13 protein-coding genes are annotated in these 14,335 nt (G+C 52.3%); 5 read left to right on the forward strand and 8 right to left on the reverse strand.

Annotation, left to right across the window (positions count from 1 at the left end):
• The first annotated feature begins 87 nt into the window (after positions 1 to 87).
• The 3 genes from coaBC to slmA all read left to right on the forward strand — a co-directional run bounded on the left by coaBC (position 88) and on the right by slmA (position 2,459).
• Complete coding sequence (gene coaBC, locus CWM58_RS11855; RefSeq protein ID WP_074387093.1) at positions 88 to 1,302, forward strand: bifunctional phosphopantothenoylcysteine decarboxylase/phosphopantothenate--cysteine ligase CoaBC; 1,215 nt, start codon at positions 88 to 90, stop codon at positions 1,300 to 1,302.
• Positions 1,280 to 1,738 carry a dUTP diphosphatase gene (gene dut / locus CWM58_RS11860; RefSeq protein ID WP_012540306.1) on the forward strand — a complete coding sequence of 153 codons (459 nt, stop codon included), beginning with the start codon at positions 1,280 to 1,282 and terminating at the stop codon, positions 1,736 to 1,738. The genes coaBC and dut overlap by 23 nt, the downstream gene beginning before the upstream one ends.
• A 124-nt stretch (positions 1,739 to 1,862) precedes the next feature.
• Complete coding sequence (gene slmA / locus CWM58_RS11865; protein WP_008806831.1) at positions 1,863 to 2,459, forward strand: nucleoid occlusion factor SlmA; 597 nt, start codon at positions 1,863 to 1,865, stop codon at positions 2,457 to 2,459.
• Between the two features lie 47 nt (positions 2,460 to 2,506).
• Here slmA and pyrE read toward each other — a convergent pair whose 3' ends face one another.
• The 6 genes from pyrE to CWM58_RS11895 all read right to left on the reverse strand — a co-directional run bounded on the left by pyrE (position 2,507) and on the right by CWM58_RS11895 (position 8,860).
• Positions 2,507 to 3,148 (reverse strand): orotate phosphoribosyltransferase, encoded by a 642-nt coding sequence (pyrE, locus tag CWM58_RS11870; protein WP_008806829.1) that lies wholly within the window; start codon positions 3,146 to 3,148, stop codon positions 2,507 to 2,509.
• A 111-nt stretch (positions 3,149 to 3,259) separates the two neighbouring features.
• The gene (rph, locus tag CWM58_RS11875; RefSeq protein WP_002922602.1) at positions 3,260 to 3,976 is read right to left on the reverse strand and encodes a ribonuclease PH; all 717 of its coding nucleotides are present in this window, start codon (positions 3,974 to 3,976) and stop codon (positions 3,260 to 3,262) included.
• 95 nt (positions 3,977 to 4,071) lie between these two features.
• A complete protein-coding gene (locus CWM58_RS11880; RefSeq protein ID WP_061152947.1) occupies positions 4,072 to 5,211 on the reverse strand; it encodes an ABC transporter permease in 1,140 nt (379 codons plus the stop codon).
• Positions 5,198 to 6,115, reverse strand: a complete 918-nt coding sequence (locus CWM58_RS11885) for an ABC transporter ATP-binding protein (protein ID WP_100680976.1) — start codon at positions 6,113 to 6,115, stop codon at positions 5,198 to 5,200. Before CWM58_RS11885 ends, CWM58_RS11880 begins: the two co-directional genes overlap by 14 nt.
• Complete coding sequence (locus CWM58_RS11890) at positions 6,108 to 7,073, reverse strand: HlyD family secretion protein (protein WP_100680977.1); 966 nt, start codon at positions 7,071 to 7,073, stop codon at positions 6,108 to 6,110. Before CWM58_RS11890 ends, CWM58_RS11885 begins: the two co-directional genes overlap by 8 nt.
• Before the next feature lie 86 nt (positions 7,074 to 7,159).
• Positions 7,160 to 8,860 carry a lysophospholipid acyltransferase family protein gene (locus CWM58_RS11895; RefSeq protein WP_100680978.1) on the reverse strand — a complete coding sequence of 567 codons (1,701 nt, stop codon included), beginning with the start codon at positions 8,858 to 8,860 and terminating at the stop codon, positions 7,160 to 7,162.
• A 643-nt stretch (positions 8,861 to 9,503) separates the two neighbouring features.
• Between CWM58_RS11895 and CWM58_RS11900 the strand changes: the two genes are divergently transcribed.
• Positions 9,504 to 10,367: a YicC/YloC family endoribonuclease gene (locus CWM58_RS11900; protein WP_061152943.1), complete on the forward strand. Its 864-nt coding sequence runs from the start codon at positions 9,504 to 9,506 to the stop codon at positions 10,365 to 10,367.
• Between the two features lie 49 nt (positions 10,368 to 10,416).
• Here CWM58_RS11900 and CWM58_RS11905 read toward each other — a convergent pair whose 3' ends face one another.
• The gene (locus tag CWM58_RS11905) at positions 10,417 to 11,676 is read right to left on the reverse strand and encodes a chloride channel protein (protein ID WP_061152942.1); all 1,260 of its coding nucleotides are present in this window, start codon (positions 11,674 to 11,676) and stop codon (positions 10,417 to 10,419) included.
• Positions 11,677 to 11,950: 274 nt separating this feature from the next.
• Between CWM58_RS11905 and CWM58_RS11910 the strand changes: the two genes are divergently transcribed.
• Complete coding sequence (locus CWM58_RS11910; RefSeq protein ID WP_012540300.1) at positions 11,951 to 12,568, forward strand: trimeric intracellular cation channel family protein; 618 nt, start codon at positions 11,951 to 11,953, stop codon at positions 12,566 to 12,568.
• Between the two features lie 5 nt (positions 12,569 to 12,573).
• On the opposite strand, the gene ligB is transcribed toward CWM58_RS11910, so the two are convergent.
• Positions 12,574 to 14,250 carry an NAD-dependent DNA ligase LigB gene (ligB, locus tag CWM58_RS11915; protein WP_100680979.1) on the reverse strand — a complete coding sequence of 559 codons (1,677 nt, stop codon included), beginning with the start codon at positions 14,248 to 14,250 and terminating at the stop codon, positions 12,574 to 12,576.
• Between the last annotated feature and the right edge of the window lie 85 nt (positions 14,251 to 14,335).

Below are 14,335 nucleotides of genomic sequence, written 5' to 3' on the forward strand. Positions count from 1 at the left end.
AAAGTGAATGCCCACCAGAGGCACGACGGCGACAGGATTGTGATAAGATGCGCGGATTCTGGTCTACGGCAACAGGAATACATCATGATGACTCTGGCGGGTAAAAAAATCGTCCTGGGCGTCAGCGGCGGTATCGCGGCGTATAAAACCCCGGAACTGGTGCGCCGACTGCGTGAACGCGGCGCGGAGGTGCGCGTCGCAATGACGGAGGCGGCAAAAGCATTCATCACCCCACTCAGCCTGCAGGCGGTATCCGGCTATCCGGTTTCCGACAGCCTGCTCGATCCGGCGGCGGAAGCGGCCATGGGCCATATTGAGCTCGGAAAATGGGCCGACCTGGTGATCCTCGCCCCGGCAACCGCCGATTTAATTGCCCGCGTGGCGGCCGGCATGGCCAACGATCTGGTGTCGACGATCTGCCTCGCCACCCCTTCCCCGGTTGCCGTGGTGCCCGCCATGAACCAGCAGATGTATCGCGCGCAGGCCACCCAGCACAATCTGCAGACGCTCGCTTCCCGCGGCCTGCTGCTGTGGGGACCGGACAGCGGCAGCCAGGCCTGCGGCGACGTCGGCCCGGGGAGAATGCTCGATCCGTTAACCATCGTGGAGATGGCCGCGCAGCATTTCGCCTCCCCTGTCAAAGATTTGCAACATCTCAACCTCATGATTACCGCGGGCCCGACCCGTGAGCCGTTGGATCCGGTGCGTTACATCAGCAACCACAGCTCAGGCAAGATGGGCTTCGCGATTGCCGCCGCTGCCGCGCAGCGTGGTGCGAAGGTCACTCTCGTCAGCGGCCCGGTATCGCTACCGACACCGCCGTTTGTGCAGCGCATTGATGTCACTACCGCACTGGAAATGGAAGCGGCCGTCCAGGCCAGCGCCCAACAGCAGCATATTTTTATTGGCTGCGCCGCGGTGGCGGATTACCGCGCTGCCGCCATCGCCGAAGATAAAATTAAAAAACAAGGTGATGAATTAACAATAAAAATGATTAAAAACCCCGATATTGTCGCTGGGGTTGCGGCGCTAAAAGCGCATCGCCCTTACGTCGTTGGGTTTGCCGCCGAAACGAATAATGTGGAAGAATATGCGCGGCAAAAACGTGCCCGCAAAAACCTCGACCTGATTTGCGCCAACGATGTTTCTCAGCCTAATCAGGGCTTTAATAGCGATAGCAACGCATTACACCTTTTCTGGCAGGATGGGGAAAAGCGCTTACCACTTGAGCGCAAGGAACTCCTGGGCCAATTATTACTCGACGAGATCGTGACCCGTTATGATGAAAAAAATCGACGTTAAGATTCTGGACCCGCGTGTCGGGCAGCAATTTCCGCTGCCGACCTATGCCACCTCCGGCTCCGCCGGACTTGACCTGCGAGCCTGTCTCGACGACGCCGTAGAGCTGGCGCCGGGTGCAACCACGCTGTTGCCGACGGGCCTTGCGATTCATATCGCCGATCCCTCTCTGGCGGCGGTGATCCTGCCGCGCTCCGGCCTGGGTCATAAGCATGGCGTGGTGCTGGGCAACCTGGTGGGGCTCATCGACTCCGATTACCAGGGGCAACTGATGGTGTCCGTCTGGAACCGCGGTCAGCAGAGCTTCATCATCGAGCCGGGCGAACGTATCGCACAGATGGTCTTTGTGCCGGTCGTGCAGGCGGAATTTAACCTGGTGGAAGAGTTTGACGCCACCGACCGCGGCGAAGGCGGCTTCGGTCACTCAGGGCGTAAATAAGCCCAGCAACACGGAACCTGCATCCCAACGCGCATAATGCAATAACATCACCGCAAACTCAGGTTTGCGGTCGCGTTGTGGATGTCTGCCTGACAAGTGCTTATTTTCAGGGGTATTTTAAAACATGGCAGAAAAGCAAACTGCGAAACGGAATCGTCGCGAAGAAATACTTCAATCTCTGGCGCTGATGCTGGAATCCAGCGATGGTAGTCAACGTATTACCACCGCGAAACTGGCGGCTTCCGTCGGCGTCTCTGAAGCCGCGCTGTATCGCCATTTTCCCAGCAAAACCCGCATGTTTGACAGTCTGATCGAGTTCATTGAAGACAGTCTGATTACGCGCATCAATTTGATTTTGAAAGATGAAAAGGACACGACCGCGCGCCTGCGCCTGATCGTTCTGTTGATTCTTGGTTTTGGCGAGCGTAATCCTGGGCTGACGCGTATCCTCACCGGGCACGCGCTGATGTTCGAACAGGACCGGCTACAGGGCCGCATCAACCAGCTTTTTGAACGCATCGAAGTACAGCTGCGTCAGGTGATGCGCGAGAAAAAAATGCGTGAAGGCGAAGGCTACACCCTCGACGAAACCCTGCTGGCCAGCCAGCTGCTGGCCTTCTGCGAGGGCATGCTGTCGCGCTTTGTGCGCAGCGAGTTCAAATATCGTCCGACGGATGACTTCGAGGCCCGCTGGCCGCTGGTCGCCGCACAGCTGCAGTAATCTGCTGCTGAGATGCCCGGTAGCGTGACGCTTACCGGGCGTATGTCTTAGATGCCGTAGGCTTCACGATAGGCGCGAACTGACGCCAGATATTCCGCCATCTCTGGTTTCTCTTCCAGATAAGCGATCAGCTCTTTCAGGGTGATGATTGAGATCACCTGGCAGCCGTAATCCCGCTCCACTTCCTGAATGGCGGAGATCTCGCCGCGGCCGCGCTCCTGACGATCCAGGGAGATCAGTACACCCGCCAGCTGCGCGCCCTGGGCCTGGATAATCTCCATGGATTCGCGGATCGCCGTACCGGCGGTGATCACGTCATCCACCAGCATCACACGCCCCTGCAGCGGGCTACCAACCAGATTGCCACCTTCACCGTGGGTTTTTGCCTCTTTGCGGTTAAAGCAGTAGGGCAGATCGCGGTCATGATGCTCGGCTAACGCCACCGCGGTGGTAGTGGCGATCGGAATACCTTTATAGGCCGGGCCAAACAGCAGGTCGAACTCAATCCCGGAATCCACCAGCGCCTCGGCATAAAAACGCCCCAGCAGTGCCAGATCGCGCCCGGTGTTAAACAGGCCGGCGTTGAAGAAATAGGGACTCTTGCGCCCGGATTTCAGCGTGAACTCGCCAAACTTAAGAACCTGCTTGCTAAGCGCAAACTCAATAAACTGGCGCTGATACGGCTTCATGGATTCGCTCCTTTTGGTACTTTCATCATTGTCAGACTACGCGTTCATCCTTCGCAGGTGTAATGAAGGATGAAGCGCAAAAAAAAGGCGACTTCTCAGTCGCCTTAATCATTAATTTTCTAACGCCGCCTTCTGCGTCGTGATAATGGATTCGATCCCCCCTCGGGCTAACGCCAGGAGAGTGAGGAGCTCTTCATGGGTGAACGGCTCGCCTTCTGCCGTGCCCTGCACCTCGATAATGCGGCCATCTTCGGTCATCACCACGTTCATGTCGGTTTCCGCGGCGGAATCTTCGATGTACTCCAGATCGCAAATGGCTTCGCCATTAACGATACCAACGGACACCGCGGCCACCATCCCCTTCATCGGGTTGGTTTTCAGCTTGCCGGCTGCCACCAGCTTGTTCAGCGCATCGGCCAGCGCCACGCAGGCACCGGTAATAGACGCGGTCCGGGTGCCGCCGTCTGCCTGCAGCACATCGCAGTCGAGGGTGATGGTGAATTCGCCCAGCGCTTTCAGGTCAACCGCAGCGCGCAGCGCACGAGCGATCAGACGCTGAATTTCCATCGTCCGGCCGCCCTGCTTGCCTTTTGCCGCTTCACGCGCGTTACGCGTGTGCGTTGAGCGCGGCAGCATGCCATATTCGGCAGTGATCCAACCCTGCCCCTGCCCTTTCAGAAAACGCGGAACGCCTTCGTCAATGGAAGCGGTGCACAGCACTTTGGTATCACCGAATTCGACCAGCACGGAGCCTTCAGCGTGTTTTGTGTAATTACGGGTCAGGGTGACGGGACGCACCTGATTAGCGCTACGACCTGCTGGACGCATGATAGAAATCTCCGGCTTGAAACGAATGTGGGGCGCATTATACGAATTTCATGGCGAAAAGCCTATGCCAACACGTGCCGGGCGCGCACATAATGTCAGTCCAGCGTTTTACGATAAGATTTCAACCCCACGCCAATCACAATCACTGCCAGGCCGATCAACGGCAAAAGATCGGGTAATAATGCCATCGCAGAATATCCTTTCAACATGATGCCCTTAACCAGTCGGATGAAATAGGTTAGCGGTAAACAGGAGCCAATGGCTTTCGCCCAGTCAGGCATACTAATAAAGGGGCTAATAAAACCGGAAAGCATAATGGAAGGAATAAAGTAAAATGACGACATTTGCAGCGCCTGCAGTTGGTTTTGTGCCATGCCAGAAATACCAATACCGATTGACAGGCAAAGAAAGACATAAATTAACAACACAAAAAATAGCAGGAAAACGCTACCGTGAAGGGGAATATCGAACAACAGAACGGCGGCAATCAGAATCAAGGTCGCCTGAAACAAACCAATGATAACAAAAGGTGTTATTTTCCCAATGATGACCTCAAGTCCGGACAACGGAGAGACCAGTAAATTTTCTAACGCCCCGTTTTCTCGCTCACGGGTAATAGACAGGGCGGTCATCAGGATCAAGGTTGTACTGAGTATCGACCCCATAATACCTGGAATAGTATTAAACTGGGTTATCCCCTCCGGGTTAAACATGCGATGGATAATAAGCTCAAAATCATCCTCTTTTTGCTCTACACGCATGTCGCCCGGCAAATCGTGTTGAAACATCGATTTCGCAACCTGCACAAGGGCGCTGAGCGCATTCCCCGTGGTTATCGGATCGATGGCATCCCCCTGAATTAACAGCTGAGGCTTTTCTCCACGCAACATCTTGCGCGTGAATCCCTCAGGAATCGTCACGATAAAAGTGACATCTCCTCGAACAAACGCTTTCTGAGCTGCTTCTTCTGAATCGACAGGAATCATCGAAAAATACCCTGTATTTTGCGCTTCCGTCACAAAAATCTGACTCATGCGTTCGGTATCATAATTTAATAAAGCGGTAGGAAGATTATGAGGATCCATATTGATGGCATAGCCAAGAATGATCAGCTGAAAAATAGGTGTCAGGAGCACCATACTGATGCTGACTTTATCACGACGTAATTCATGGATTTCCTTAATAACCACACCGATCCAGCGAGTAAAGGAGAAGCTTAAATTAATTTTTTTCACAATCGTTTTTCATCAAATAGGTAAATGCATCTTCCAGATTGGTATCCACCTGGCAGAACTCATAGCCCTGCTGTGTAAATGCAAAAAGCGTGGACTTTAACTTCGTTTCATCTCTGGAAGTAATATAAAGCTGATTGCCAAAAATGACCGTTTGCTCAATATCCGGCAAGCGCTGTAGCTGGTTTTCAAGCATCGTCAGACCGGCGCCGCTCGTTCGCATGGTGATCAGATTCTGGGACGCGATAATCGACGCAATAGTGCCATTTGCCAACAGGCGGCCATAAGACAGATAGGCAACCTTATGGCAACGCTCGGCCTCATCCATATAATGCGTGCTCACCAGTATCGAAATACCTCTGTCCGATAGCTGGTGCAGCATTTGCCAGAACTCGCGCCGCGCTTTTGGATCCACGCCAGCGGTTGGTTCGTCCAGAAACAGCAAAACAGGTTCATGCAACATGCAGGCGGCAAGGGCCATTCTTTGCTTCCAGCCGCCAGAAAGTTCCTTAGCCAGCTGGTGCTGTCGGGTTGTGAGACCTAACTCTGAAAGCGCGCGTTCAACCCGGGTCTTACGCTGATCGAGGCTATACAACCGCGCGATAAAAAGTAAGTTTTCCCGGATGGTTAAATTTCCCCACATTGAGAAATACTGGGTCATATAACCTATCTTTTTTTTTATTTTTTCCCGCTGCGTAAAGATGTCCATGCCCAGACAAGAGCCTTCACCTGAATCCGGCGTAATCAAACCACACATCATCCGAATCGATGTCGTCTTGCCGCTACCGTTTGGGCCGAGAAAACCATAAATTTCGCCTTTTGCCACCTGTAGAGAGAAATCCTTTACGACATGATGTTCACCAAAATGCTTATTGAGATTTGTTACATCAATACAAAGGTTATTCATTACCAATAATCTCCACATCAAACGGCTGGCCGATTTTCATCAGGCCGGCCTGCTTCAGAGCAGGGATAGCCTCAGCCATAAAAATGAGTTTCTCCCGGCGCTTCGTACTATAAATAACCGGAGGCGTAAATTCTGCTTCAGGACTGATGTAATTAATCACGCCAGCAATGGGCTCAGCGCAACCATCGCATATCAGTTTTACCTTAGTTCCGATTTTAAATTTACCAAGCATCGACTCGGGTATAAAAAAGCGTACTTTTATATTCTCAGGAGGTAACAGACTAATTATTGGTCTGCCGGCAGTGGGCCGTTCCCCAGCGCGATAAATAATATCGAAGACTTTAGCATTGACCGGAGAAACAATCGTCGTTTGCTGGACATCCCAAAGCGCCTTGTCACGTTCGAGTTTTGCCGCGGCCACCATCGAGAGCTGTTTGCTAATCTCATCCTGACGGGCAGGCAGTTGCCGCGCTTTGAGTTGATTAATTAACTCTTCTACCTGCGCGCCTTTTTGCGTTAACTCATCCCTGATATCCTCCCATTCCGCTAGCGATATGGCATGACTGGCGTAAAGATTACGATACCGCTCAAGCTGACGCTTTACCTGGGATTCCGCCGATCGTGCTTTTTTAATCTGGGCACGTATAATATCCAGTTCTTCAGGCCGTTCTCCCGACTCTAAATTTCGCAATAATGCGCTCTCTGCTGAAAGTTTTTCCTCAGCTCGCAGGAAAATATTTTGCGCATCAAAGGACTCAATCTTCACTAACTCTTGTCCAGGTGTGACATTATCTCCCTTCTTAATTAATAGCTGTTCAATTTTTGCAGTGGAAGAATAAGAAAGGTAGACAAATTCGCCATGTGAATAACCAGATAACCTGTTCTCCGGTTTGTTATCACACCCAGTTATCATTAGCATCGCTATCACAACAATAATTATGTTTACTGGCTTTTGCATTAAAACGCATCCGTACGCATAGAGTTTTTCATTACTGATGTCTGGATTGAATTATTCTCATTCCAAACCCTAACGGCATCCTCAGTTTAATCCTTTAAATAATGCTTAAAGTATATTTCATTCAATTTATCGAGAGCACTCAGGTTTAACCCAGCTATCGAGTTAAAAGCATCATCTTTTGTGAATGCAAGAATCGATGATCCACCCGGAGAAAACCATTTAGCGCTCTGTTTAAAAGGCCATGGCAGTTCATAGCCTTTTTCTCTCAGCAGACGGTTAAGCGCACACCAGTCGTCTCTAAAATCTTTTCCAGAAAAAGGACTATCACGTTGCGCATCTTCTGCAGTGAATAACTGTATTGGCGTACAAAAGTTAACCGAGCTGGAAAAGTACATATTATAAAAACTCACAATGAGTTTCTGCACCTCTTCAGGAAAAGAGCCGGGAATAGTCAACACACCTAACAAATATTTATAGTCTGGATATCTTTTTATAAAATCAAATATCCCCCGCCATAAATAATCAAGCACATTACTTTTTTGATAAGGCTTCTGGATAAAGCCACGACCGATTTCCATACACTGACTTAAACAGGAATAGGCATTATTATGGTATTTAAACAGGCTGTTGCTGTAGAGGCCTGTTATTCCATGTTGCGCTAACTGCTCACCAACGTGTATTAGACGATAGGCGCCCAGTATTTCTTCATCAGATGGATCCCATAAAATGACATGGTAATAGGTTTCATCAAAAATATCGTTATCTCTGTCTTTACCAGATCCTGCGCCAATATCGCGATAACAGCGTTCGCGTAAGCGCCCTAACTCATCGATAATGGGTGAGGCTCCGTGAGTATTGCAGCGATATATCAATAGGTTTCTACCATCATCAAATTGTCTTAATACTTCACACTCTTCTATTGCATTTATTAAACTCTCTCGACTGCCTGTTAATTCTTGTGGCGAAATCGTATCTACAAGCGCCGGGCCATTCTCTCCGATGCTCTGGAGATGCATCAAGCATACACTTGACGCGGCAGACAGATCTTTATTAAATCGATCAAACGAAGATAAAGATATTTGCTGCCCTACTTTGATTTTCATAGTCTTACCACGATGGCGTAGCGCTTCACGAACAATCATTATATTTGACAGTTGCCGCCAAACCGTCGCAGCTAAATAATAAGTTTTGCTGTTTGATCCCGTAATATGAACAGGCACCAGCGCCGCGTTGTTTCTCATCGCCAGTTGTAAAAAACCGGGATTCCATTGATGTTCCTGTAAACCTGAAAGAGACCAGCTAGCCAGCTTACCCGCAGGACAAATAATCAACACACCACCGTTCTTCAGGTGATCGTTCATTTCCCTGAATTTCTTATGGCTCATTTTACCAGCCATATTCTCAATACCAATGGTAAGTTCTGCTACCTGTGGGAATATCATTGGCAAAATGTGGTTAGCCACTATTTTTATATCTTTTCTGACCTGAGAAACAGTATGTATTAAAGCAAGGCCATCCATCACCGTCGGATGATTTGAAATAACAACCGTAGCACCGTGTCGGGGTATATTATTAAAGCCAGCGGTTTCCGTTTCACAACGTACTTTAAAAAACTCAATGACAGAACTAACCCAGTCCACGCCATTTTTATTAATTAACCGTTCGTCGTTTATTAAACGAGATAATACCTTATTGTCAAATGCGGCGCTGAAAAGCCATTTTTTCCAATGTGGAATATTGGTATCCGGGAAAAACTCTCTAATGACTCTGTCAAAGATAGCGTTCATATTAAAATCCTTTTTATAGAACTAATCTAAAACGACTATACTCGTGATCTTTCTATCGGACAATACCGTCCAAAATGAAAAACCACTAATACAAAATTAATGGATATAGTTGAAGTGATAATATTCATAGCGACAATGCAAACAATGCCAGGGTTAATATATTTGCCGTAACAAATTCAAAAAAAACATACATAGTGCTTACAGGTAATGCACCATAGTATTTCGCGTAGTTATATTTGGAACAAAATCATCACTCTGAGAAGATTTTATGGCAGGAAACTAACCCGTATAATACCACCTGGGTTTGATGCTCATACCAAATAATACAAAACCATTAACTACAGAAAAACGTAATATGCCACCGCTGTCAGCGCAGCTCGCAAAAACTATTTATTCAAAAAACCTAAATAATTAACCACATAAAACTTAACAACATAATTGACGTAAAGTTGCTAATACAAAACGTCTTATTTTTACCTACAACAGAAGCATACCGTTCACTTAACTTAGTAATTGTATGAAATACATTGCGGTTATGCCCCTCAAAACAATCGCCATCCAGGTATTTCATCACTATTCCTGTTAAGTCACCGCCCGCATAGCTATAATCCTTGCATTCATTATTACGAAAACAGGAACGTCTATGATCCGCAGTATGACCGCCTATGCCCGCCGTGAAATCAAGGGTGACTGGGGTAGCGCCGCATGGGAGCTGCGCTCGGTAAACCAGCGCTATCTGGAAACGTACTTCCGCCTGCCGGAGCAGTTCCGTAGTCTGGAGCCCGTGGTACGCGAGCGCATTCGCGCCCGCCTGACTCGCGGTAAAGTCGAATGCACCCTGCGTTTTGAACAAGATCCCAGCGCGCAGGGTGAACTCATCCTCAACGAAAACCTGGCGAAGCAGCTGGTCAACGCTGCCAACTGGGTGAAAATGCAGAGCGATGAAGGGGAAATCAATCCGGTTGATATCCTGCGCTGGCCGGGCGTGATGGCTGCCAAAGAGCAGGATCTCGACGCCATCGCAGCCGATATTCTGTCAGCCCTGGACGGCGCGCTGGACGACTTCATCGTCGCCCGCGAAACGGAAGGCCAGGCCCTGAAAGCGCTTATCGAGCAGCGGCTTGAAGGCGTGAGCGGCGAAGTGACCAAAGTTCGCGCTCATATGCCGGAAATTCTTCAGTGGCAGCGCGAGCGTCTGGTTGCCAAACTGGAAGACGCGGAAGTGCAGCTGGAAAATAACCGTCTTGAGCAAGAGCTGGTGCTGATGGCGCAGCGTATCGACGTTGCCGAAGAGCTGGACCGCCTCGAAGCGCACGTTAAAGAGACCTACAACATTCTGAAAAAGAAAGAGGCTGTGGGTCGCCGTCTCGACTTTATGATGCAGGAGTTCAACCGTGAGTCGAACACCCTGGCGTCAAAATCGATTAACGCCGAGGTCACCAACTCCGCGATTGAGCTGAAGGTACTGATCGAGCAAATGCGCGAGCAAATCCAGAATATCGAGTAAGCTCAGACACACTAATAAAGGCCGGTTTTCCGGCCTTTTTTCATTTATTTCAGAAGAAATATTTTTTATCCAGGATCCTGCAGGTTAAAAACGCCCCTGCCGCGCACAGCAGCATCGGGGCCAGATAGCTGTGATCCATGTGGGTGAACTCCATCACCAGCGCCACAGCCGTGAGCGGCATCTGCATTGAGGCGGCGAGAAACGCGGCCGCCCCCACCAGGGCGAAGCTGCTTTTATCTCCGCCAGGGAAGCCGAGCTGCCAGAGTGCGCAGAGCAGCAGACTAACCATTCCGCCTACCGCCAGCCCCGGGGTTAGCAATCCGCCTTCCGCGCCGCCGCGCAGCACCGCCAGGATCACCACCATCTTCAACACTAACAGGATAGCGACGGTATAAAGAGGCAGCCCGTCGCTGAGCGCCAGCTGCATTGGTCCCTTGCCATTGCCCGGAAGCTCGGGGAAATAAAGGCTCAGGATGGCAAGAAGGGAAAAACCCAGCAGACAGAACACCGGCATCTGCCAGTGACTTCGGACGCGTGAACGCGCCGCGCTGGTCGCTTTGCGAAAAAGCCAGGCGCCGGTGCCAAGAATCGGGCCCGCCAGAATCGCCCACCAGAGAAAGGTGTACGGGAGTGCGCTGGAAACAAAATGGTATTGCGATTCATCCCCTAACCCCAGGGTGGCCGTCCAGGCGGCAATCGCCGAGGTGACCATCGCCGCCAGCGTTTTTTCCCAGCTAAACGACAGCAGCATGACCTCAAGGCTGAACAACGCCCCTGCCAGCGGGACGTTATACACCGCCGCCAGACCCGCGCCCGCCCCACAGGCAATCAGTGTCCGGGTTTCATCTTCCAGCAGGCCCAGCTTACGCGCCACCATCCCGGCTCCCAGCGCGCCCATTTCCCGGGGTGCCACTTCGCGGCCAAGCGGGGAACCCAGCGCCACGGTGACGATCTGCAGCAGGGCATGGATCGTTGTGGTGCCCGCAGGCATGGGTGCGGAAGGGTTGGCCACCGCCGCCGCAATGGAAACCCGCTTCTGCCCATAGCGACCAAGCAGCCACCAGCCAAATCCGGCGACGACGCCGCCAGCCACAATTGCCGCGATGCGACGTGGCCAGGACGACTCCGTGACGCCCTGTAAAAATGACACCGAGCCGACGATCCGCCCGGCACTGTAGCCAAAAGCCAGGTGCTGTATCGCATGTAAAATCAGCGCCAGCACCATGCCGGACAGGCCAGCCAGAATCCCGGTTAATACCACGGCTATCAGGCGAGTCAGATAATTTTTATTCCCGGCGGCTACACTCATTTCTCAGGCCTTGAAGAAGAAAAATAAAAGAATAAAGGTCGAGACTTAAACATTAGGTATTCATAGTGTTTTCAATATAGATGCCTATCTTTCCATTTATCATTACTTTTTCTAATTAATAAAAATTGATAAAAAATCAACAAACCTTTAAATAAAGCCATCACAGGCAGTGTTGTCATTAATTTTTCCTGGCGTAAATGATTCGCTTTAGAAAATCTCAATCGTGATCCTGCGCACAAATCGTTAACCTGCCCGCCATTACCTGGGGGGATCTATGCTGCTTCATGTTCTGTATTTAATCGGTATTACCGCTGAAGCCATGACCGGCGCGCTGGCTGCCGGGCGCCGGCGAATGGATACGTTTGGCGTCATTATTATCGCCACCGCGACCGCGCTGGGCGGGGGTTCCGTTCGCGATATCCTGCTGGGACATTATCCTCTCGGCTGGGTGAAACATCCGGAATATGTCATTATTGTCGCTGTCGCCGCCGTCCTTACCACCATTGCCGCTCCGGTGATGCCGCACCTTCGTCGGCTGTTTCTGGTGCTGGACGCCCTGGGACTGATCGTGTTTTCCATCATCGGCGCGCAGATCGCCCTGGATATGGGCGAAGGTCCGATCATCGCCTCTATCGCCGCGGTCATCACCGGCGTTTTTGGCGGCGTACTGCGCGATATGTTCTGCAAACGCATTCCGCTGGTCTTCCAGAAAGAGCTGTATGCCGGGATCTCGTTTGCCGCAGCCGTACTCTATATTGCCCTGCAACATTACGTCAGCAGCCACGATGTGGTGGTGCTGGCTACGCTGCTGTTCGGCTTTACCGCCCGCATGCTGGCGCTGCGCTGGAAACTGGGGCTACCGGTCTTCCACTACACCCATGATAGCCACTAACCGCCTCAAAACCCGGAGATGCGCTGCCCGCTAAGCCATTGCGCCAGCGCCACCACATCCGGATGGTGCAGGAAGGCCACCATCTGGCGGGCTCTGATCTCCCCCACGCCTGGCAGCGTGCGCCATTGCGCTTCACTTTTTGCCGCCAGCAGATGCCAGTTCTCGCTTTCAAGCTGCGCCAGCGCCCCCTGAGGCACCGGGAGTCCCATCGCCAGCACCCAGCGGATAAAAGGCCGTTTGCGAACGAGATCAAATTGATGCCAGAGGTGCTGCCCGCGGGCGGCGGAGATCCCTGGCACCGCCTGCAGCTGCTCCACCGTAAGCGCCAGCCAGGAAAAAATATGCGTCATCGGGTTTTGCTGCTGAATGGCGCGCCATAAATTTTCCCCCACGCCATCGATATCCAGCGCGGACTTTGATGACAGCCAGATCAGCCGGGAAAGAAACTGCTCGCTGCACTCAGGGGTGGCGAAATAGCAGCTTAGCGCATTGAATTTCGCCGGCGGCGGCGTCGGTTTATGGCGCTCGGCCGTCCGCCAGACGACGGCGTCGATCCGAGGAATACCCTGCCCTGCCAGACTGATCTGCAGCTGATCGCCAACCCCAATATCCAGCATCTGCCAGCGGGCCACAGAGCCAACGTTAACCCGCTGCACGCGTTTATCATCCAGCCGCTGGGGCTCAAGCTGGACCACGACGTTGAGCCTGCCGCTGCGGCCGGTGCTGAAATGGATCGCCCGTACCTCCATCACCTGCGAGGCCGGAGGATACTTCCAGGCCGCCAGCCACTCTCCCTTTCCGGGCGACCAGTCACGCCCAGGAGGCTCACGACCTTCACGTACAATCACACCATCACTTACGAAGGGAAGCGGCGAGCGATACCAACGCTGACGCCATTGCGCCACCTGTTCGACGCGTGTCACCGGGTGGGTATATTGCCTGCTGTACTTAAACCCCGCCTGCGTCAGCAGCTGCTGTCGACGGCGCATATCCGACGGGCCGTCTGGCCAGGCCCAGATAAAAACGTCCAGTTGACTGAGCGCAGCCGCCGCGTCGGCTCGCATCATCAACCCGGCGACTTTCGCCCGCGCGTTCATCCCCCCAGCCTGCTGCTGAACATGGTCGTCCCGGCGCAGAAACAGCTCCCCCTGCAGCACGCTGTTGGCCAGTTCTCCGGTCGTCACTTTTACCAGCGCCGGGATCTGCCGCGCTCGGGCGGTCCATGCCTCACCGCGCAGACCATCGCCGCGGCTAATGGCCTGAACCAAACTCCCCTGGCGATAGACCAGGGTCACCGCCACACCGTCCACTTTAGGTTGTACCCACAGGTCGCTTTTATTTTTCATCCAGCGGGCAACGCTGGCGCCATCGGCCAGTTTGCGCACGCCGGTATGCGCCACCGGATGACGCGTATCGCCCGTCGGCGGAGGCAGATCGTCATCCTCAGGCGTCTCGTCCGGAAAACATTGCCGCCACTGCGCCAGCCGCAGAGTGAGCTGGTCATAAACGTCATCGCTTACCTCACTGGAGCCTTGTCGCCAGTAGGCCTCTTTCCAGGCGACAATTTGCTGATGAAGGCGTGAAATCTCCTGCCTTCCTCTGGCCGGCGGCCAGTCCGGACACGTCGCCAGCGCGCTGGCAGAGAACATCCCTAGCGCCAGCCACCACCCTCCTTTACGCATTGCAGTCCCTCCTTCATCACCTGGCGGAGAGTCTGCTGTAGAACACCGCGAGCCGCGACGGGTACTTTTTCGCCTTGCGAAGCGC

The organism is Klebsiella sp. H-Nf2, from assembly GCF_002806645.1.
Lineage (GTDB): Bacteria > Pseudomonadota > Gammaproteobacteria > Enterobacterales > Enterobacteriaceae > Klebsiella > Klebsiella variicola.

Excerpts from the sequence above, each read along its gene's own strand:
- coaBC (WP_074387093.1), top strand. The coding sequence starts at position 88 with ATGACTCTGGCGGGTAAAAAAATCGTCCTGGGCGTCAGCGGCGGTATC.
- ligB (WP_100680979.1), bottom strand. The coding sequence starts at position 14,250 with ATGCGTAAAGGAGGGTGGTGGCTGGCGCTAGGGATGTTCTCTGCCAGC.
- CWM58_RS11900 (WP_061152943.1), top strand. The coding sequence starts at position 9,504 with ATGATCCGCAGTATGACCGCCTATGCCCGCCGTGAAATCAAGGGTGAC.
- CWM58_RS11905 (WP_061152942.1), bottom strand. The coding sequence starts at position 11,676 with ATGAGTGTAGCCGCCGGGAATAAAAATTATCTGACTCGCCTGATAGCC.
- slmA (WP_008806831.1), top strand. The coding sequence starts at position 1,863 with ATGGCAGAAAAGCAAACTGCGAAACGGAATCGTCGCGAAGAAATACTT.
- rph (WP_002922602.1), bottom strand. The coding sequence starts at position 3,976 with ATGCGTCCAGCAGGTCGTAGCGCTAATCAGGTGCGTCCCGTCACCCTG.
- CWM58_RS11910 (WP_012540300.1), top strand. The coding sequence starts at position 11,951 with ATGCTGCTTCATGTTCTGTATTTAATCGGTATTACCGCTGAAGCCATG.
- pyrE (WP_008806829.1), bottom strand. The coding sequence starts at position 3,148 with ATGAAGCCGTATCAGCGCCAGTTTATTGAGTTTGCGCTTAGCAAGCAG.
- dut (WP_012540306.1), top strand. The coding sequence starts at position 1,280 with ATGATGAAAAAAATCGACGTTAAGATTCTGGACCCGCGTGTCGGGCAG.
- CWM58_RS11895 (WP_100680978.1), bottom strand. The coding sequence starts at position 8,860 with ATGAACGCTATCTTTGACAGAGTCATTAGAGAGTTTTTCCCGGATACC.
- CWM58_RS11885 (WP_100680976.1), bottom strand. The coding sequence starts at position 6,115 with ATGAATAACCTTTGTATTGATGTAACAAATCTCAATAAGCATTTTGGT.
- CWM58_RS11890 (WP_100680977.1), bottom strand. The coding sequence starts at position 7,073 with ATGCAAAAGCCAGTAAACATAATTATTGTTGTGATAGCGATGCTAATG.